The organism is Blattabacterium cuenoti (assembly GCF_014251595.1).
Classification (GTDB): Bacteria; Bacteroidota; Bacteroidia; order Flavobacteriales; family Blattabacteriaceae; genus Blattabacterium; species Blattabacterium cuenoti_Q.
In genome coordinates this window covers 152,966-175,149 of sequence record NZ_CP059192.1, presented here as the reverse complement: position 1 = coordinate 175,149, position 22,184 = coordinate 152,966, and the positions used below count along the sequence as shown (strand labels likewise).

Annotated in this window: 16 protein-coding genes; 2 read left to right on the top strand and 14 right to left on the bottom strand. The window is 26.7% G+C overall.

All coding sequences use genetic code 11. The features are described from left to right. Window positions 1-9: 9 nt before the first annotated feature. The 12 genes from purD to surE all read right to left on the bottom strand — a co-directional run bounded on the left by purD (window position 10) and on the right by surE (window position 15,468). On the bottom strand, window positions 10-1,245 hold the full coding sequence (gene purD, locus H0H66_RS00800; protein ID WP_185858093.1) for a phosphoribosylamine--glycine ligase: 1,236 nt from the start codon (window positions 1,243-1,245) through the stop codon (window positions 10-12). Window positions 1,246-1,250: 5 nt separating this feature from the next. Further along, on the bottom strand, window positions 1,251-2,777 hold the full coding sequence (gene purH / locus H0H66_RS00795) for a bifunctional phosphoribosylaminoimidazolecarboxamide formyltransferase/IMP cyclohydrolase (RefSeq protein WP_185858092.1): 1,527 nt from the start codon (window positions 2,775-2,777) through the stop codon (window positions 1,251-1,253). Window positions 2,778-2,838: 61 nt separating this feature from the next. After that, window positions 2,839-3,417 carry a formyltransferase family protein gene (locus H0H66_RS00790; protein WP_185858091.1) on the bottom strand — a complete coding sequence of 193 codons (579 nt, stop codon included), beginning with the start codon at window positions 3,415-3,417 and terminating at the stop codon, window positions 2,839-2,841. Between the two features lie 10 nt (window positions 3,418-3,427). Then, the gene (purM, locus tag H0H66_RS00785) at window positions 3,428-4,417 is read right to left on the bottom strand and encodes a phosphoribosylformylglycinamidine cyclo-ligase (RefSeq protein ID WP_185858090.1); all 990 of its coding nucleotides are present in this window, start codon (window positions 4,415-4,417) and stop codon (window positions 3,428-3,430) included. A gap of 21 nt (window positions 4,418-4,438) precedes the next feature. Continuing rightward, the gene (gene purF / locus H0H66_RS00780; RefSeq protein WP_185858230.1) at window positions 4,439-5,872 is read right to left on the bottom strand and encodes an amidophosphoribosyltransferase; all 1,434 of its coding nucleotides are present in this window, start codon (window positions 5,870-5,872) and stop codon (window positions 4,439-4,441) included. A gap of 42 nt (window positions 5,873-5,914) precedes the next feature. Next, window positions 5,915-6,643, bottom strand: coding sequence for a phosphoribosylaminoimidazolesuccinocarboxamide synthase (purC, locus tag H0H66_RS00775; protein WP_185858089.1), 729 nt, complete (start codon window positions 6,641-6,643; stop codon window positions 5,915-5,917). Further along, window positions 6,640-7,125: a 5-(carboxyamino)imidazole ribonucleotide mutase gene (gene purE / locus H0H66_RS00770; protein WP_185858088.1), complete on the bottom strand. Its 486-nt coding sequence runs from the start codon at window positions 7,123-7,125 to the stop codon at window positions 6,640-6,642. Before purE ends, purC begins: the two co-directional genes overlap by 4 nt. Before the next feature lie 23 nt (window positions 7,126-7,148). Further along, on the bottom strand, window positions 7,149-10,841 hold the full coding sequence (locus tag H0H66_RS00765; RefSeq protein WP_185858087.1) for a phosphoribosylformylglycinamidine synthase: 3,693 nt from the start codon (window positions 10,839-10,841) through the stop codon (window positions 7,149-7,151). A gap of 8 nt (window positions 10,842-10,849) precedes the next feature. Further along, a complete protein-coding gene (gene purB, locus H0H66_RS00760; protein WP_185858086.1) occupies window positions 10,850-12,286 on the bottom strand; it encodes an adenylosuccinate lyase in 1,437 nt (478 codons plus the stop codon). A 13-nt stretch (window positions 12,287-12,299) separates the two neighbouring features. Then, window positions 12,300-13,595: an adenylosuccinate synthase gene (locus tag H0H66_RS00755; protein WP_185858085.1), complete on the bottom strand. Its 1,296-nt coding sequence runs from the start codon at window positions 13,593-13,595 to the stop codon at window positions 12,300-12,302. A 62-nt stretch (window positions 13,596-13,657) separates the two neighbouring features. After that, a complete protein-coding gene (gene ruvB / locus H0H66_RS00750) occupies window positions 13,658-14,623 on the bottom strand; it encodes a Holliday junction branch migration DNA helicase RuvB (protein ID WP_185858084.1) in 966 nt (321 codons plus the stop codon). A 41-nt stretch (window positions 14,624-14,664) separates the two neighbouring features. Beyond that, window positions 14,665-15,468, bottom strand: coding sequence for a 5'/3'-nucleotidase SurE (gene surE, locus H0H66_RS00745; protein WP_185858083.1), 804 nt, complete (start codon window positions 15,466-15,468; stop codon window positions 14,665-14,667). A 61-nt stretch (window positions 15,469-15,529) separates the two neighbouring features. On the opposite strand from surE, the gene H0H66_RS00740 reads away from it, so the two are divergent. After that, the gene (locus H0H66_RS00740; protein WP_185858082.1) at window positions 15,530-17,656 is read left to right on the top strand and encodes a carboxy terminal-processing peptidase; all 2,127 of its coding nucleotides are present in this window, start codon (window positions 15,530-15,532) and stop codon (window positions 17,654-17,656) included. On the opposite strand, the gene gyrA is transcribed toward H0H66_RS00740, so the two are convergent. Next, window positions 17,640-20,108, bottom strand: a complete 2,469-nt coding sequence (gene gyrA / locus H0H66_RS00735; protein WP_185858081.1) for a DNA gyrase subunit A — start codon at window positions 20,106-20,108, stop codon at window positions 17,640-17,642. The genes H0H66_RS00740 and gyrA overlap by 17 nt on opposite strands. Window positions 20,109-20,163: 55 nt before the next feature. Next, the gene (gene aroB / locus H0H66_RS00730; protein ID WP_185858080.1) at window positions 20,164-21,243 is read right to left on the bottom strand and encodes a 3-dehydroquinate synthase; all 1,080 of its coding nucleotides are present in this window, start codon (window positions 21,241-21,243) and stop codon (window positions 20,164-20,166) included. Between the two features lie 276 nt (window positions 21,244-21,519). Between aroB and H0H66_RS00725 the strand changes: the two genes are divergently transcribed. Then, complete coding sequence (locus tag H0H66_RS00725) at window positions 21,520-22,155, top strand: DedA family protein (RefSeq protein ID WP_185858079.1); 636 nt, start codon at window positions 21,520-21,522, stop codon at window positions 22,153-22,155. Window positions 22,156-22,184: the final 29 nt, after the last annotated feature.

Genomic DNA, 22,184 nt, shown 5'->3' with positions numbered 1-22,184 from the left:
ATTATATAATTATAAACCAATATCTTTTCTAAAATACAAATTTTCAAATTTAATTTTTTTAACCTGATCATAAGCTTTTTTTCTAGCTTCTTTAAGAGTATTTCCTATTCCTACTATATTAAGAACTCGTCCACTTGATGTAATCCATTTTTCTTGTTTTTTTTTTGCTCCAGCAACATAAAAAGGTTCTTTTAAAGAATTTAAACCTGATATAATTTTTCCGCTTTCATATTTTTCAGGATATCCTCTGGATGATAAAACTACACAGCAAGAACATAATTTTTTCCAATCAATATATATTTCTTTATCTTGAAAAGAAGATTGAATGATTTTCAAAAAATTGCTTTTCATTAATGGAAATAAAGTCTGAGCTTCAGGATCTCCAATGCGAGTGTTGTATTCTAATAAATAAACTTTGTCTTCCGTTATCATTAATCCAAAATAAAGGAATCCAAAAAATGTTAATTTTTCTATGATTAAACCTTTTAAAGTAGGTTCTAAAATATTTTTTTTAAAATCTATCCAAATAGAATTTGTCATATATGGATTGGGAACAATCGATCCCATTCCTCCTGTGTTTAATCCTTTTTCGTTTTCCCCAATTTTTTTATAATCTTTAGCCGATAAAAAAGGAATAATATTTTTTCCATTAAAAAAAGATATAATAGACGCTTCTTTTCCTTTTAAAAATTTCTCTATAATAATCTGATCTCCAGATTTTCCAAACTTTTTTTCTATCATCATATTTTTTAAAGCTTTTTCATATTCATATGAATTATGAGCTAAAATAACTCCTTTTCCTGCAGCGATTCCATTAGTTTTAATAGCGACAGAATTCGTATTTTTTTTCAAAAAATGCATAGCCTTTTCATAACAATAAAAAATATTATATTTAGGAGTACGAATTCCGTATTTTTTCATAAAAGATTTAGCAAAAATTCTATCTCCTTCAAGTCTAGCAGCTAAATAATGTGGTCCAACTATTTTAAGTTCCAAATTTTGAAAAATATCGACAACCCCTTCTAATAAAAAAATTTCGGACCCTACAATAGTTATATCTATTGCATTTTTTTTAGCAAAAAAACCTAAATCTAATACAGTATGATGATTTTCAATATTTTTTCCTATGATACTAGTCCCTCCATTTCCGGGATAAAAATAAAGATGGATTGAATGATCATCTTCCAATAATTTTTTTCCTATAGCATGTTCACGTCCCCCGCTTCCAAGAATTAAAATTTTCATTATTATCAATGTTTGAAATATCTTTTTCCAGTAAAAGCCATCGCAATTCCATGATCATTACAAGCTTTAATAGATTCTTCATCACGTATAGATCCTCCTGGTTGAAGAATCGCACATATTCCACCATAACGAGCCGCTTCATCTACAACATCGCGAAAAGGAAAAAAAGCATCAGAAACAAGAACTAATCCTTTTTTACTTTTTTCTAAAGCTCTTTCTATAGCTTGACGAGCGGCCCAAATTCTGTTAGTCTGACCTCCAGAAATCCCTAAAGTTTGTGTCCCTTTAGCCACAACAATAGCATTAGATTTCACATACTTGACGACTTTTTGAGCAAAAAATAAAGATTTTAGTTCTTGATCACTAAATTCTTTTTTAGTCACTATTTTATAATTTTTTTCATAAGGACAAAAATAATCTGATTCTTGTACCAAAACACCTCCATCTATTTGAATAGATTCTAGTTTATCTGAAATAGGTTCATTGATACTAATAATTCTAAGATTTTTTTTGATTTTTAAAATACTCAAAACATCTCTTTCATAACACGTAGAAATCAGAACTTCTAAAAAAATGTGATTAATTTCTTTTGCAAGTTCTTTTGTTATTGGAACATTAATGGCCATTATTCCTCCAAAAGAGGAAATAGTATCAGCATAATAAGTTTTTTGAAATGCTTCAATAATATTTTTTCCTAATGCTACTCCACAAGGAGTAGAGTGTTTCACTGTACAACAAGTTGGTTCAGAAAACTGAGAAACAACCTTCCATGCAATATCCATGTCTCTTAAATTATTAAATGATAGTTTTTTTCCATGTAATTGATGAAAATTTCGCATTGATCCTTTTTGAATTGTATTCACATAATAAGCGGCTTTTTGATGAGGGTTTTCTCCATAACGTAGGTTCATTTTTTTTTCATAAGAAGAGTGTAAATACATAGGAAATTTTTCGTCTAGAAGAAATTGAGAAATAGCAGAATCGTAAGCTGCAGTGAAATTAAATGCTTTACCTGCTAATCTTTTTCTCAATTTTAATGAAGGAAATCCATAATGTTCAATTTCATATTGAACCAATTCATAATCATTATGATCTGTGATAGCGGTTACATGTGAAAAATTTTTAGCAGCAGCTCGAAGCATAGATGGACCCCCTATATCAACAAATTCTATTAAAGAATTTATATTCTTATTATTTTGATGCATTTTTTCAAAAAATGGATAAAAATTGACCAACACAATATCTATAAGAAGAATATTATGATCATTAACAGATTTCATATGTTTATCGACAGAACGATCGGCTAAAATTCCTGCATATATATTAGGATGCATAGTTTTAACTCTTCCATCCAAAATTTCAGGAAAAGAGATAAAACCCGAAACTTCAATAATATTAGATATCCCTTTTTTAATTAAATATTGATAGGTTTTTTCAGTAGAAATTATTTGATATTCTTTTTGATCTAAAAAATTGACAAAATTAAATAATTTTTCATTTTTTTCATAAACACTAATCAAAGCTCTTTTCATAATACATACTACTAATTAAATTGTTGTTTTGAGTATCTAGATAAGATTATTAATTCCTTTCTTATAATTTTATAGTTAAGAGTTTATTAATAGATTGAATTAATATTTCTTTTTCTATAATAGAAACTTTTTGGGATAAAGATATTGGAGTATCCTCTGGGTCAATTTTACATATTTTTTTTAAAATTATATCTCCTAAATCCACGTTTTTTGTGACATAATGAACTGTAGCTCCTGATATTTTTTCCTTATTTTTTATAACTTTTTGATGTACTTTTATTCCATACATTCCTTTTCCACCATACTTAGGTAATAAAGATGGATGAACATTTATAACTTTATTAAACCATTTCTCACAAAATTCGGCATCAAGTATAGAAAGAAATCCTGAAAGAACTATAATGTCTGGAATATATCTTACAAGTATATTATCTATTTCTTTCGAAAGAAATTTTTTATGAGTTTTTATTAAAGAAAATACTGTAATATTTTCTTTCAAAGCGTATTGAATTGCTTGACACCATCTATCAGAAATAACTAAACTTACAATAGAATTACAAAGCATGCCACTTTTCACTGCTTGTAAAATTTGATGCATATTGCTTCCCTTTCCAGATACTAAAATAGCTATTTTTTTCACGGAAATATTTTTATTTCAAAAATACTCTTTTATTTCCTTTCACAATCTTTCCCAAAAGAAAAGGATTCTCTCCCAAAAGAAAAAGTTTATTTAAAATAGAATATTTTTCTTTTAAAGATGCGACTATAATCATTCCTACTCCCATATTAAAAGTGTTCCACATTTTGTAATCTGATAAATTTCCTTTCTTTCTAATATAATTGAAAACAGATTGAACAGGAATTTTTTCTTTTTCAACTACAGCTGATAAATTTTCTGGAAGAATTCGATATAGATTCTCTGATATACCACCTCCAGTGATATGAGCTAATCCATGTATTACAAATTCTTTTAATAAAGCATGAATCGTAAAATGATAAATTTTAGTTGGAATTAAAAGCGTTTCATAAAATGGTTTATCTTGAAAATATTTCATAAAGTCTTCTGAAGAAAAAATATTTCTAATTACAGAAAAACCATTACTATGTACCCCTGATGAAGGAAGTCCTATCAAAATATCTCCTTCTTGAATTAATTTTTTCCCATCCACAAGATGATTTTTTTCTACAATACCTACACAAAATCCAGCAATATCATAATCATTTTCCTTATAAATTCCTGGCATTTCTGCAGTTTCTCCCCCAATTAGACAAGTATTCGTTTTTTTGCAAGAGATAGCTATTCCTTGTATAATTTTTTCTACAATGGTAGAATCTAGTTTTCCGCAAGCTAAATAATCTAAAAAGAATAAAGGAATAGCTCCATGACATAAAACATCATTAACACACATTGCAAAACAATCTTCTCCAATTACTCCGTATTTTTTGCAGTCTATAGCTAAACGTAATTTGGTTCCTACTCCATCAACTCCAGATACTAAAATTGGTTCTTTATATCCATATTCATATATTTTATAAAAACCAGAAAAATGCTCTAACGTACTCATAACCCTATTATTATAAGTATTTTCTAAAATATTACTAATTTTACATATGGTTATGTTTTTTTTTTCCACTTTCATATTATATATATATTATATTAATCAGTTTTTTTGAACTGGATAATTTCCGGTAAAACAACCAAAACAATAATGAACACTTCCAAGTATATCTATCAAATTATCCATACTTAAAAATTCTAAACTATCCACATTTAGAATTTTCGCTATACTTTTTTTATCAATATGATTATATGATATAAGATCTTTTTTACTTGGAGTATCTACTCCTAAATAACAGGGACCTATAATAGGAGGAGAAGCACTTCGAAAATGAATTTCTTTAGCTCCTGCTTTTCTTAATATGTAAACTAATCTACGACTGGTAGTTCCACGAACTATGGAATCATCAATGATAACGATCCGTTTTCCTTTTATTTCATCTAAAATAGGATTTAATTTCAAGTTAACCATTTTCTCCCGTATTTTTTGTTGTGGAAGAATGAAAGATCTTCCAATATATTTATTTTTTACTAAAATTGGTTTAAAAGGAATTCCAGAAGCTTTTGAATATCCAATAGAAGCTGGAACTCCAGAATCTGGAACTCCAATAACAACATCCGCTTTTACTGGATGTTGTTCATAAAGTTTTTCTCCACTTTTTTCACGAATGTCATAAACATTAATATTTTCAATTAAGGAATCAGGGCGAGAAAAATAAATATATTCAAAAGAACATATTCTTTTTCTTGTATTTTTTCTTTTTGTAAGTAGAGAAAATTGAATTGATTTTTTATCCACAATTATAATTTCTCCTGGAAATAAATCTCTCACGTAAAATCCTCCAACAGAATCAATTCCGCAAGTTTCAGAACTAAATATATAAGTATTTTCATTCAACATTCCATAACATAAAGGACGTATACCGTTTGGATCTCTAAATGCAGCCATTTTATTATCCATAAGAACAATTACAGAATAAGCTCCCCGAATATCAATAGTAGTTTTTTGTATTGCTTTTTCTAAACTATTATCGTATTCTGATAAATATTTTTGTATCAAACGTAAAATTACTTCGGAATCTGAATATTCGGATATAAAATTTATTCCTTGGGATTCTAATTTATGACGAATATTTTGAGCATTGACTAAATTTCCATTGTGAACTATAGATATAGTACTCTTTCCATAGGAATTTCTTCCAAAAAAAGGTTGAATATTTTTTTTACTTTGTCCTCCTTCTGTAGAATAACGAGTATGTCCAATCACAGCATTTCCATAATAAGATTCAGAATTAGAAATTTGTCTAAAAAAATCTAAAACAAGTCCTTCACTTTTATGTGATATGATAAATCCATCTCGTAAAACAGAAAAACCACAAGCTTCTTGTCCTCTATGTTGCAATGCAAATAATCCAAATTGAATCAAAGATAAAGTATCTATTTTATAAGGAGAATAAACTCCAAAAATACCACATTCATCATGAAACTTATCCCAATAATTATTTTTCAGAATAGAAGGGAATAATTGAGATATCATCTTTTTGTAAGAAGAATATCTTTGTTCCATTATTTTAATGGGCTAACTTACATTTAGCCTTTTTAATATTTCCATATAAATATCAAATACTTCTTCTTTTTCTTTTAATCCCATTCTAAATAAATCTTTATCCAATTTTTTCATTGTTTTTTTATCCCAAAAACGACAAGTATCTGGACTAATTTCGTCAGAAAGTAAAATCTCGTTTTTATGATTTTTACCAAATTCTATCTTAAAATCTACCAATATAATATTTTTATCCAAAAAATATTTTTTGATAATATGGTTGATTTCTGATGCTATGCTATAAATCCTATTTAATTCTTCATAAGAAATAATTTCTAAAAAAACGGCATGATGATCATTAATTAATGGATCTTTTAACTTATCATTTTTATAAAATATTTCAAAAATAGGATTGGATAGATGAATTCCTTCTTTCACTCCTAAACGTTTAGACATACTTCCCGCAACAATATTACGCACAACAAATTCTAAAGGGATCATATCTACTTTATGACATAATTGTTCTCTATTGTTTTTTTTTCGTATAAAATGAGTCTTAATCCCACAAGAATTTATAAACTTAAATATTAATGTAGTTATTTCATTATTTAAAACTCCTTTATCTTGTAAAAAATTTTTTTTCAATCCATCTAAAGCTGTTATATTATCTTTATAATGAATTAATACCTCAAGTGGATTTTGAGTAGTATATATTCTTTTTGTTTTTCCTTCTGATAAAATATTTTTTTTAATTATGCAGCTCATGGTAATAAATGTTGCTTAATTTCAGTTATTAATCTCTCTTTTTTTTTCATTCTGAATTTGAGCAATAATTTTCTTATATCTTGATATTTTATAGCTAAAATATGAATGGCTAACAAAGCAGCATTATAGGAGTTATTTATTCCTACTGTAGCAACAGGAACATCTTTTGGCATTTGTACTATAGACAAAAGAGCATCCATTCCTCCCAATGAATTATGTCCATGAATTGGAACTCCGATAACAGGTAGGATTGTTTGAGAAGAAATAAATCCAGGTAAATGTGCGGATAATCCAGCTCCTGCAATAATGACATCTGTACCTTCAGATTCTATTTGTTTGATAGTCGTCGATAAAACATTTGGTAATCGGTGTGCGGAAATCGCATATGATTTATAATTTATATTAAATTGTTTGAGTACTTCCGCTGTTATTTTCATAATTGATTTATCAGAAATACTTCCAAAAAATATAGCCACTTTCATAAGTTAGTTAATTTTCATAATATTCATAAGAAATATTCTACTCCATTTTTAAAAATGGAATGCTCATGAATGTTAGGAATATTTTTTAATAATCCATAATGATAACGTTCTGGATGAGTCATTCTTCCATAAATTTTACCATCTTCACTTAATAACCCCTCAACGGATTCAACAGATCCATTAGGGTTATATAATCTATCTAAACTAGGATTTCCTTCTAAGTCTACATACTGCGCAGCAATTTGATTTTTATCCCATAAAATTTTTGTAATTTTTTTACTTGCATAAAATCTTCCTTCACTATGAGATATAGGAAGAGTATAAATTTTATTTTTCATACCGTTTAACCATGGAGAATGATCAGAAATAACTTTAATATGAACACATTGTGATATATGTTTTTCTATTTTATTATGAGTCAATGTTGGAGAATTATGATCTCTCAAACAAATTTTTCCATAAGGTAATAATCCGGATTTAATTAATCCCTGAAATCCATTACAAATTCCTAAAATTAACCCATCTTGATAAAGAAAACATTTAATAGCCTCTTTAATATACGGGTTATGTAATATAGATACAATAAATTTAGCGGATCCATCTGGTTCATCTCCAGCACTAAATCCTCCACATAACATTAATATTTGTACAGATTCTATATGTTTCTTTAAGTGAAAGATAGACTCTATAATATCTTTATTATTTATATTTTTGAAGACGAAAGTATTTACTATAGATCTCTCTTTTTCAAATGCACGTATTGATTCGAATTCACTATTTGTTCCCGGGAATATAGGAATAAATACACGAGGTTTTCCTTTATTTTTTAAGTAAGATTTCCATACAATAGAATTACGTTTTTCTTTTTTTTCAATTTTTTCTTTTCTTATTTTTTTTATATTATTTTTTTTTTCATTATAAGAAAAAATAGGAGATAAAGTTTTTAACCAATTTTTTATTGACTCATCTATACCAATGGATATTCCATTAAAATTTAAATACTTATGAGATATAATTTCTCCTATTTGAATAAAATTATTATCTGAAATAGAAGATGAGGATTCTATAATTAAGGAACCTATATTTGTTTCAAGCAAATGATTTTTGCAATCTATAACGGCACCTAAACAATTTCCAAAAGACATTTTAGCAATGGCAATAGAAATACCTCCATCTTTAATTGTTTTAACCGAAACAATTTTTCCCGAACAAATTCCCTTATAAACTTGATCATAAGCTTTTTTTATAGAATCAAAATTTGGCATTTCATTTTCTAATGAATTGTGATAATATAAATAAATTTTATTTCCTACTTTTTTAAATTCAGAAGAGATAATATTAAAACATAAACCTGTAGTTAACCCAAAAGCGACAAATGTTGGCGGAACATGCAAATTTTTATATGTTCCAGACATAGAATCTTTTCCTCCTATAGAAGCTAATTCTAAGGACATCTGGGCATGATAAGCTCCTAATAAAGAAGAAAAAGGTTTTCCCCAATTTTCTGGATTATTTCCTAATTTTTGATAATATTCTTGAAAACTAAAATAAGTGTTTCTATAATTCCCTCCCATAGAAACAATTTTAGAAATACATTCTACAATAGCATAAGCTCCTCCATGAAAAGGACTCCAAACAGAAATTTCAGGATGAAAACCCCAAGAGACTATACTAACTGTATTTGTATCTCCTCTAAAAACAGGAATTTTTTGTACACTTCCTTCAGATGGAGTCATTTGATATTTCCCACCAAAAGGCATTAAAACTGTAGTAGCACCTACAGTACTGTCAAACATCTCGACTAAACTTTTTTGAGAAGCTATATTTAATTCAGAAAGAGTTTTTAAAAATTTTTTTTTGCTAAAAACAATTTTTTTTGATTTATTAAACGGAGAAATGGAAACAGGAGAATTCACATGGACCGTTTTTTCTTTATGAGATCCTTTTGTATTCAAAAAAGAACTTTCTACATTAAAAATTTCTTTTTTTCTATAATAAAAAATAATACGTTTATTATCCGTAATTGTTCCAATAGGAACAGACATAAGATTCTCTTCATGAGATAAATGTATAAATTTTTTGACATCTTTTGGATCTAATATGACAGCCATACGTTCTTGAGATTCTGAAAGTGCAATTTCGATAGCTTTCATGTTTTTTGTATTTTTTTTGATTGGGATTTTATCTAAATAAAGCACTAAACTATCACTCAATTCTCCTATAGCGACAGAAGCTCCTCCTGCCCCAAAATCATTACATTTTTTTATCAAAGAAATAACTTTTTTATTTCTAAAAAATCTTTGAATTTTTCTTTCTATTATTGGATCTCCTTTTTGTTGTATATTTCTTTTTAAATTATAATCATATTCTTTTTCTTTATATTCTTTAGAAGAATCTGTCGCTCCTCCAATTCCTTCTCTTCCCGTTAAGCCTCCAATTAACAAAATAACATCTCCTTTTTTGGGTTTTTTGGGTTGATCTTGTCTAAGATAATCAACAGGAACACCACCAACAACCATTCCGATCTCCATCCTTTTAGCTCTATATCCTTCATGATAAATTTCATGAACATGACTGGTTGATAATCCTATTTGATTTCCATAAGAACTATAACCACGAGCTGATTCAAAACAAATTTGATGTTGCGGTAGTTTTCCATCAATAGTTTTTGAATTGGTGGGATCAGCCGCTCCACTCAATCTGATTCCTTGATAAACAAAAGCTCTACCCGATAAAGGATCACGAATAGCTCCTCCTATACAAGTAGAAGCTCCTCCAAAAGGTTCAATTTCAGTAGGATGGTTATGAGTTTCATTTTTAAATAACAAATACCATTTTTCTTTTTTTTTGCATGAAAAATCTACATTTACGATTATGGTACACGCATTATGTTCATCAGAATGAACATAATTTTTTAATTTTCCTTTTTTATAAAGAATTTTAGCAGGAATACTAGATAAATCCATAAGAGTTATAGGTTTTTTTGATATTCCTATATAAGATCTATCCTTTAAATATTTTTTAAATATATTTTGATATGTTTTTTTTAATGATCCATAAAAAGATATATTGATTAATGTGGTAAAAAATGTAGAGTGCCGACAATGGTCAGACCAGTAAACATCAAATATACGTAATTCTGATAAAGTCGGGTTTCGATTTTCTTCATAAAAATATTTTTGTATAAATAGTAAATCTTTAACGTCCATAGATAAATTATATTTACTATGTATATTTTGTATTTTTGAAAAAGAAAATTTAATAAAATTATCTATAACTTCGGGTTCTCTTTTATTTTCATTATTGATTGGATTCCAACATGAATAATATTTTTTAATTTTATAAAAATCCTGTTTTTTCTTCATACCAATTAATTGAATTAATTGTCCAGTTTTTACGGAAACTGTAGTTGATTGAGGGTCGATAACTTTTATACATTGCATAGCAGCATCCGATCTCCCATTATATTGTTCTGAAAAAAATTCTATACATGAAGTATTCAAATTAATTTTTCGATGCAAAATATCTGTAACAGGATCTACAAAAACCTTTGACAAACTTTCTAAAAAAAGTTTTTTATTGATATCAAATATATCATATATATTATAAATAACTATATTAGACAATGAAATATTCATATTTTTAAAATCATTGTATAATTTTCTAGAATCAATATCAAAAGGACTTTTTTTTTGTATATAAATTCTGAAGTTCATGATTTATACTAAATTTTTATATCCATATTAGATATATCAGAATCAATGAAATGATGAAAACGATTTAATATAGGACTAACTATGGTTTCAATAAATTCTAAGGTTTGATCTGAAGAAAATCCTGTTAAATTTTTAGAATTCAAAATTTGATTCATTTCTTTTTCATGAATAGGTATTTTTTTATCGTGTAAAATACGTTTAATAAAATCATTTTCCATTCCCTCTAATTTAATTTTATCATGGGTTTCCATAGAATGAATTCGTATTCTTTCATGAATCTCTTGTCTATCTGATCCTTTTTTTACACATTCTATAATAATATGTTCAGTAATTAAAAAAGGAAGCTCTTCTTTGATGTGTTTATCAATTATTTTAGGATATACAATGATATTTTCTAATATGTTATTCCAAATGATCAAAATAGCATCTACAGCTAAAAATGATTGTCCTATAACCAATCTTCTGTTTGCTGAATCATCTAGGGTCCGTTCTAACCATTGAGTCGCTGCAACTAGAGCGGAACTATTAGATAAAGAAATAACATATTTAGCTAAAGAAGCCATACGTTCACTACGTATTGGATTTCGTTTATAAGCCATAGCACTAGATCCAATTTGTTCTTTTTCAAAAGGCTCTTCCATTTCTTTTAAATTTTGTAATAAACGTAAATCGTTACTAAATTTATGGGAAGATTGAGAAATATTGGATAATAAATTTAATATTTGAGCGTCTACTTTTCTATCGTAAGTTTGTCCTGTTATGGGAAAAATGTTTTTAAATCTGAATTTATTGGATAATTTTTTTTCTAAATTTTTTACTTTTTGTAAATCTCCATCAAATAATTCTTTAAAGCTATCTGCTGAACCTACAGTTCCTTTTAGCCCTCTAAAAGAAATATTTTTCAACCTAAATTCTAATTCTTCTAAATCTAGAATTACACTTTGTAACCATAAAGCTGATCGTTTTCCTACAGTAGTTAATTGAGCCGGTTGATAATGAGTAAAAGCCAAAGTAGGAATGTTATGATATTCTAAAGTAAAATTTCGAAGACGAAAAATTACGTTAACCAATTTTTTTAATAAAATCTCTAATCCATCACGAATTAAAATGATATCTGTATTATCTCCTAAAAAAGCACTTGTGGCTCCTAAATGAATAATAGGTCTAGCTATAGTTGCTTTATCCCCAAAAGCATATAAATGAGCCATGACATCATGTCGAAATTTTTTTTCATAAAAAGAAACTCTGTTCCAATCAATATCATATAAATGATTTTTTAGATCATATATTTGTTCTTCAGTGATATTTAATCCTAATTCTTTTTGAATTTTGGCCAAATAAAACCATAATTTTCTCCAAGTAATAAACTTTTTTTTTGGAGAAAAATTATATAACATTTCTTTGCTACTATATCGTTCTACTAAAGGATTTTTATATTTTTCCACACAAAAATATTTTCTAAGTAAAAATTTTAAAAAATAAAGATTTATTTTTAATGATGTTTTGATTTCTTTCAGAACCAACAGAAACCAATAAGACTTCTAAATTTAAATAGTTTTCAATAAATTTAATATATTTTTTGCAATTATTTGGTAAATCTTCGTATTCATGAATATGAGAAATATCTTCCTTCCATCCAGGAAAATCGATATAAATTCCTTTTGTATTTTTTTTTAGATTTGCTGGAAAATATTGAATAATCTTATCATCACATTTATATTTTATACACATTTTAATGGTTTCCAACTCATTTAAAACATCTAATTTTGTGATGATTAAATAATTAATTCCATTAATCATACAAGAGTATTTAAGAGCTAATAAATCCAACCATCCACATCGTCTGGAACGTTTTGTGGTTGCTCCATATTCATTTCCTTTTTTACGTATCATATCACCTATTTCATTTTCAATTTCAGTCGGAAACGGACCAAATCCGACACGAGTACAATATGCTTTTGTTATTCCTATAAAATTTTTTAAAAAATTAGGAGGAATTCCGCACCCTATACATACACCTCCTGTAGAAGTGGAAGAAGTGGTAACATATGGATATGTCCCATAGTCTATATCTAATAATAAAGCTTGAGCTCCTTCAAATAAAATCTTTTTTTGATTGTGAAAAGCATTATGAATTTCATAAACAGCGTCTATTATACGATGTGAAAGAATCTTTGCATATTCTATATATTCTTCATAAATTTCTTGAACGAAAAGGGGTTTTTTTTTAAAAATTTTTGTAAAAATTTGATTTTTTAGATCAATATTATATTTTAATTTTTTATAAAAAACTTCTAAATTCAATAAGTCTAAAGCACGAATTCCTATACGAGATATCTTATCCTCATAAGTAGGACCAATTCCTTTATGTGTAGTTCCGATTAATTTATCTCCTAAAAATTCCTCTTGATACCGGTCTAAAAAACGATGGTAAGGCATAGTAATGTGTGCTCTTTTTGATAAAAAAACTTTAGATGTATCTATACCTATTGATTCTAAATTTTGTATTTCTTGTATTAAAGATTTAGGGTCAATTACAACTCCAGGTCCCACAATACATTTTACGCTAGAATAAATCACTCCAGAAGGAACTAAATGAAGAATAAAATGACGATTTTTAGTATGAATAGAATGACCTGAATTATTTCCTCCTTGATAACGGATTACATAATCCGAATTTTTAGCAAGCAAATCTGTAATTTTTCCTTTTCCCTCGTCACCCCATTGGAGACCAACAATAACATTTGAAGGCATGATTGTTTATATATTGATTCTTTTAATAAAGTTAGTTAATTCTTATGAAAAAATATTTTAGTCTATTTTTGTTTATATTTTTTTTTGATATGTTTATAAGCTAATCTCGTCACTTTTCTTCCTCTGGGTGTTCTAATTAAATATCCTTCCTGAATAAGAAAAGGTTCATAAACTTCTTCTATGGTTTCCGAATTTTCACTAACAGCTGTTGCTATAGTATGAATTCCAACAGGTCCTCCTTTAAAATGATCTATCATACATGATAAAATTCTATTATCCATTTCATCTAATCCATGTTTATCCACATTAAGAGATTTTAACCCTAAATTACATATATTAATATCAATGGTTCCATTTCCTTTAATTTGTGCAAAATCACGTATTCTACGTAATAAAGAATTAGCTACACGTGGAGTTCCACGACTTCTGTTCGCGATTTCAATTGAAGCTTCTTTTGTAATTGGAATATTTAATAATTTTGCACTACGATTAACAATATTGTTTAATAATTCTTTTTCATAATAATTCAGACGAAAGTTAATACCAAATCTAGAACGCATAGGAGCTGTTAATAAACCTGATCTTGTAGTCGCTCCTATTAAAGTAAAAGGAAATAAATCAATTTGTACTGATTTAGCATTAGATCCAGAATCTATAATAATATCTATTTTATAATTTTCCATAGCTGAATATAAGTATTCCTCAACAATTGGAGAAAGACGATGAATTTCATCAATAAAAATCACATCATTTATTTTTAAATGAATCAGTAAACCAGCTAAATCTCCTGGTTTATCTAAAACAGAACCTGAAGTAACTGTGATGTTTACACATAACTCATTTGCAACAATATGAGCTAAGGTTGTTTTTCCTAATCCTGGAGGCCCATGAAATAAAATATGATCTAAGGCTTCTTTTCTTTTTTTAGCTGCCTGAATAAAAACTTTTAGATTATCCAAGATTTCATGTTGTCCAATAAAATCTTGAATAGATTTTGGATTTAAAGATCTTTCTATAAAAGATGACACTTATATATAGAGTTTAATATTCAAATTCATAATAATGAAAACTATGATACTATCAAAAAAATAAATAACACGATAAAATTCCAAGATTTTAAAAGATTTAAAATAGTATAATTTGTTAAATCCAATTGAATCGGAACAATAGATACATATCCATTTTTTAATGCCCATTCATCTGTATCTATTTTTTCATTGATATTCACGAAATCCCCTACTAACCAATAATAAGTTCTACCTTTAGGTGTATAACGTTTATCAAAACTTTCTTTCCATTTCGATTCTGCTTGCCTACATATTTTAATTCCTTTAATTTCTTCTTTTTTTAATTTAGGAATGTTAACATTCAAAGTCATTACTTTTTCCGGAATAGGGTTATAAAGAATTTTTTTAACAATTTGACATACATATTTTTGAGATGGTTCAAAATCTGCATTCCAATCAAAATCTAAAAGAGAAAAACCAACAGATGGAATTCCCTCGATACTTGCTTCAATAACGGCGGAAACAGTCCCAGAATACATTATATTTACAGAAGAATTTGACCCATGATTAATACCTGATACACAAATGTCAGGTTTTCTTGGAAGAATGTCACTAATTGCTAGTTTCACACAATCAACCGGAGTTCCAGAACATTCCCATTCTTTTTGATTTCCATTATCTATTTTTACCGAATCACAATACAATATCGTATTCATTGTGATTGCATGTCCCACTCCAGATTGAGGTTTATCTGGAGCTACTACATATACATCTCCTAAAAAATTCATAAAATGAATAAGAGCCCTAATACCTGGAGCTACGATTCCATCATCATTTGTGACTAAAATAATTGGTTTTGGATTCATTATATTTATATAAAAAGATATTATATAATTTTACTGATATTTTTTAAATATCAACATAATAGTGAATTTTAAAATAAAAAAATTGAATAATATTAAGTCCATAATAATTGGTTTCTTATTTATTTTTTCATTAAGTTTTTGTTCTCCATTAGGAGAACAAGAAAAACATCGTTTAATACTCAAAACAACATATAAAACACTTTACTTTTTACACATAAATCCTATTTCTATAGATAATAATTTTTCACAAAAAGTATATAACAAGTATTTTGAAAAATTAGATAATCAAAAACGCTTTTTTTTACAAAAAGATGTAGAAGATTTTTCTTTATATAAAGAACAAATAGACGATTTTTGGATTCATGGAAATCCTATTTTTTTTAATATTATTATAAAACGTTTTTTTCAAAGGATAGAAGAAGCAGAATCTATATGCTTCCATATCTTAAAAAAATCTTTTGATTTTAATAAAAAAGAAATATTTTTTATTGAAAAAAAGAATTCTTTTTATCCTAAAAATAAAAAAGAATGGACTGAAAAATGGAGAAAATACTTAAAATATTTAACATTAATAGAAATAATAACCTATAAAAACCCCAAAAAAATAACCTCCAAAAACCCCAAAAAAATTTGGAAAAATATATTTATTAACAACGAAAAAAAATCCAGAGAAAAAGTAAAAGAATATATTCAGGAATATTTTAGAAAATTAAAAATAAAAAAAGAACAAGATTGGTTTTCTATATATGTCAATACTATAACTTCTCAATATGATCCTCACACTAATTTTTTTTCTCCTAAAGAAAAAGAAATTTTTGATTTAAACATATCTGGACAAACAGAAGGAATTGGTGTTGAATTACAAGATGATAAAGGATATCCTACCGTAGTAAAACTCATTGTAGGCGGTCCTGCATGGAAAAACAAAAAAATAGAAATAGGAGATAAAATTATACGAATAGCAAAAAATGCTAACTCAGAATCTAAAAATGTTGTAGGTATGTTATTAGAAAATTCGATTCATTTAATAAGAGGAAAAAAAGGAAGTCAAGTTAGACTAACTCTTCAAAAGAAAAATGGATCGATAGAAGAAGTAATTCTCACTAGAGATATAATTGAAAAAAAAGAAATTTTTGCAAAAAGCGCCATAATTTTGGATGAAAACAAAAATAAATATGGTTATATATGTTTACCAGAATTTTATTTTAATCCTAAAAATAAAAATGGTAAAAATGCAGCTAAAGATATAAAAAAAATTATTCAAGAACTGAAAAAAGAAAATGTGAAAGGAATTCTGATCGATATAAGAAATAATGGAGGAGGATCTTTAGATACGGTCATAGAAATAGCTGGTTTTTTTTTAGGAAAAGTTCCTATTGTACAAATAGGTAAATCGAACAAAAAAAAAAAGATACTCAAAAGTTATGAAAATAAAATTTTATGGACAGGTCCTCTTGTCATTCTTGTGAACGAATTATCTGCTTCTGCTTCTGAAATTCTCGCGGCTTCTATAGCAGATTATAAAAGAGGAATTATAGTTGGAAGTCATCAAACATATGGAAAAGGAACTGTACAAACCATTTATCCATTAAACCGATTTTTATTTTCTAATGAAGAATTAGGTGCTTTAAAATTTACCATCAATAAATTTTATCGTGTAAATGGAAGTTCCACTCAATTAAAAGGAGTAAAATCCGATATAGTCATTCCGAGTCATATGAAAAATATATTTTTAAAATATATGGAAAAAAATCAAATTTATCCTATGAAATGGGATTATACGGCCCCTGTTCCTGATATTTATGATTATTATAAAAATTTATATTTAGAAAATATTAAACATAAGAGCATCAAACGTTTGAAAGAAAATAAAAATTTCATAAACATTTATAAAATAATACAATCATTAGAAAGATTAGAAAATAAATTTTCGAATGAAAAACGATTTTCTTTAAATTGGGAAGAATTTTATTATGAAAATTTAAAAACAAAAAGAATAAATCAAAATATTATAAAATTAAGAAATATATTGAAAATATGTGGAAAAAAAGTTTTCACGAATCATTACAAAATTATTTTTAATACAAAAGAATTAGAGGAACAAGAAGAATGGAAAAAGAATATGAATAAAGATTTTTATATAGCAGAATGTATCAATATATTACGAGATTTTAATGAAAATCCATAATAGGTTTGTAAACCTTTGCGACGTCAGCTATAACATCATTTTTTTTCAAATTGATTAATCTAACTCCTTGAGTCGTTCTTCCCATAACTCTTATATCCGATATGGAAATACGTATAATAATACCTGATTTTTTAATAATCATCAAATCATCTTGATCTGTTACATATTTAATGGAAATTAAGCTACCTGTTTTTTGAGTTATATTTATTGTTTTAATTCCTTTCCCCCCACGATTGGTAATACGATAATCTTTTATATGAGATCTTTTCCCAAATCCTTTTTCAGAAACTACTAATAAATATCCTTTTTCTTTTCCTTCTATATCTACACATATCATTCCAATAACCATATCTTGATGATTATTTGTATTAATACCTATAACCCCAGAAGAAGTTCTTCCAGTCGAACGGATTTTATTTTCTGAAAATCGAATAATTCGACCACTTTTTACAGCAATAAAAACATGACTATTTCCCTTAGTTAAAATAGCTTCTAATAAAGAATCTCCTTTTCGAATAACAATAGCATTGATCCCATATTTTCTAGGACGAGAATAATTTTCTAAAGATGTTTTTTTTATAATCCCTTTTTTCGTAATCATCATCACATAATAATCTTTTACATATTTTTTATTAGTTAGATCTCCTGTTAATATATAAGCATTGACTTTATCATCTTGTTGAAGATGAATAATGTTTTGTATTGCTCTTCCTTTAGATATTTTAGATCCTTCTGGTATTTCATAGACTCTTAACCAAAAACATTTTCCTTTTTCTGTAAAAAAAAGCAAATATTGATGATTTGTTGCTACAAGTAAATGATTAAAAAAATCTGATTCTCTTGCAGTTGCTCCTCGATTTCCTACCCCTCCTCTTCCTTGACGTTTATATTCTGATAAAGAAGTTCTTTTAATATAACCAGCATGGGAAATTGTAAGAACGACTTGCTCATTTTCAATAAGATCTTCTATGTTGACTTTATTTCCTGAATAATCAATTTGTGTACGACGTTCATCTTGATACTTTTTTTTGATATCTAAAAGTTCTTCTTTAATAATTTGAGTTCTTGTTGAATGTGTTTCCAAAACATTTTTTAAAAAATCTATTTTTTTAACAAGTTCATCATATTCTTTTTTAATTTTATTGATTTCTAAAGAAGTAAGGCTTTGCAATTTCATATCTAATATGGACTTAGATTGATTTTTCGATATTTGAAATTTTTGAATCAATTTTTCACAAGCATCAAAATGATTTTGAGATTTTTGAATTAATTGAATCATAATATCTAAATGATCTAATATTTTCAAAAATCCCAACAGAATATGAACACGATCTTGACACTTATTGAGTTCATATTTAGTACGACGAATAATAACATCGTGTCTATGATCAACAAAATATCGAATAAAACTTTTTATATTTAATTGAACTGGTTTTCCGTTAACTAATGCTATATTATTGACATTAAAATAAGTTTGTAAAGAAGTGTACTGAAACAATTTATTCAATAATATATTAGAGTTTGTATTTTGTTTTAAAATGTAAACAATACGTAGTCCATTTCTATCCGATTCGTCACGAATTTGATAAATACCTTCCATTTTTCCTTCCTTCATTAATTCTATAGTCCTCGTAATCATTTCCGCTTTATTGACCTGATAAGGAATTTCATCTACAATAATACATTGTCTACCATGAATTTCTTCTAAATGAACTTTAGCACGTAAAATAATACGTCCTTTACCGGTATGAAAAGCGTTTTTTACTCCATCATATCCATAAATAATTCCACCTGTAGGAAAATCAGGGGCTTTTATATACTTCATAATTTTTTCGATAGATAAGTCATTGTTATCTATATAAGCACAAATAGCATTTATAGTTTCTTTTAAATTATGAGGAGGGATGTTAGTAGCCATTCCAACTGCAATACCAGAAGAACCATTAATTAAAAGATTGGGGATTCGTGTAGGAAGAACGATTGGTTCTTCCAAAGAATCATCAAAATTTAATTGCATATCGACTGTTTTTTTTTTGATATCCAACAACATTTCTTCAGATATTCTTTTCATTCTCACTTCTGTATAACGCATTGCTGCTGGTGGATCTGCATCCAACGATCCAAAATTTCCTTGTCCATCTATTAATGGATAACGTAATGTCCATTTTTGAGTCATACGAACCATTGTATCATAAACGGAAATATCTCCATGTGGATGATATTTTCCTAATACTTCTCCGACAATACGAGCAGATTTTTTGTAAGAACTATTATATAAAATTCCTAATTGATACATTCCATAAAGGACTCTTCTATGTACAGGTTTCAATCCGTCTCTAACATCGGGAAGAGCTCTGGATACAATAACAGACATAGAATAGTCTATATAAGATGATTTCATCTCATCTTCAATATTAATAGAAATCAATTTTTCTCCTTCACTTTCATTCATTTTTTTTTTTTTTTTTTTTTTTNTTTTTTTTTTTTTTTTTGAATAAATATTTTAATTAAAACATTAAAAAACTTTCCTTAATCAAGGAATAGGGGATTTGACAATTATATGAACATTTTCCAATTTCTTTTAACAAAGAAAATTGAATCTTGTTTTTTTCATTTTTTTTATCATGTTCCATAATCAATAATAATTGATTAATTATTAAATCGGATATTTTATTTTTTATGATTGGACATAATGGATAAAGCGTTGATTTGATTTCTTTATAATCAGACAGAGACAATCCATTAATTTTGTATGAAATCCATGATTCATAAATGATTCCCATAATTACAGCAATTCCATGTTTTATTTTATTTTTGTCCATAAAATAACTTTCTAAAGCATGTCCAATAGTATGTCCAAAATTAAGGATTTTTCTTAATCCTTTCTCTTTAGGATCTTGATCTACTATTTTTTGTTTAATTAATATAGATTGATGAATAAAATCAGTCCATTCATTTTTATTTATAATGAAATTTTCTTTATTTATTTGTATTTGAGTCATTTGTCTCCAAAAATTTTTATCGGATATTAATCCATGTTTAAACATTTCTGCCATTCCAGAAAAAATTTCTGAATCTGGAAGTGTTTTTAAAAAATGAGTGTCAATAATTAAAAATTCTGGAATATAAAAAGATCCTATTTCATTTTTTATAGAATCTAAATTAATACCCGTTTTATATCCTATAGCCGCATCAACCATTCCTAATAAAGTTGTAGGAATATTAATAAAACGTAGACCTCGTTTGAATATAGATGCAACAAATCCTCCAATATCTGTAATTACTCCTCCTCCTAAATTGATAATTAAACTTTTTCTAGTTGCTTTAAATTTTTCTAAATTTTTACATATTTGAATACACGTGTAAATATTTTTTTCTTTTTCTCCTGATTTTATTTTAATAATATTAGATTTTTTTAAAAAATCGATGTTATGAAAAAGAATAGGAAGACAATGTGTATAAGTTATGTCATCAACTAAAATAAATATATTCTTGATGGAGTCTACTTGATGAAATAAATAATCTTTCAGAAAATCATAAGCTTCTTCATTAAAGTGGAAAAATTCTCCTATTTTTTTCATTCGCATGTATATATATCTTCGTCTCAGTATAAATCTAACAAAATTAACCAATTTTTTACTAATCAATGAAATAAAATATTTTTTGTAACCAAAAAACGATAAAAATCAAACCGATGATGAAGAAAAATATATTAGGAATCCATCCTAAAATATTAATAAATTTAAATAAACACTCCATATATTCGTTTTTTTAATTAAAATATGAAAATAAATATTTTTATTTTTTTAGTAAGATAAAAAATGGAAATATTTAACTTTGACTTTCATTATCACATTTGTAAAATGTCAGATATTTGGGATTTTTTTCAGCATTTATTTAATCCTAGATGGATATTTTTATATTTTGGAAATACAGCTTTATTTATTCTATTAGCTATTGTTTTTGCAGAAACAGGATTTTTTATCGGTTTTTTCTTGCCTGGGGATTCTTTATTATTTACTGCCGGAATTTTTGGAAAGGATTTATGCAAAAATTTTTATAATGTCCCTTTTTTTGTGATTATTTTAATTGTAGCAGGTGTGGCTATTCTTGGAAATATGCAAGGATACTGGTTAGGATATAAATCTGGAAAATTATTATACAAAAAAAAGGATTCCTTTTTTTTTAAGAAAAAACATTTGATTTTAGCAAAATTGTTTTACAATAAATATAAAACAACAGCTCTTATTATAAGTCGTTTTCTTCCTATGTTTCGCTCTTTTGCTCCTATTGTAGCAGGAGCAATTCGTATAGACTTTAAAAAATTTATGATATATAATATCATTGGAGCGCTTGCTTGGACTTATTCCATTATGTTATCGGGACATTATTTAGATAAAAGCTTTCCGAAATTAAAAAATCATCTTGAATGGATTATTCTATTAATTGTATTAATCACAACTTTACCTATTTTTTTTAAAATGATAAAAAAAAAATAAAAATATTTATATAATTTTTTTAGATTTAT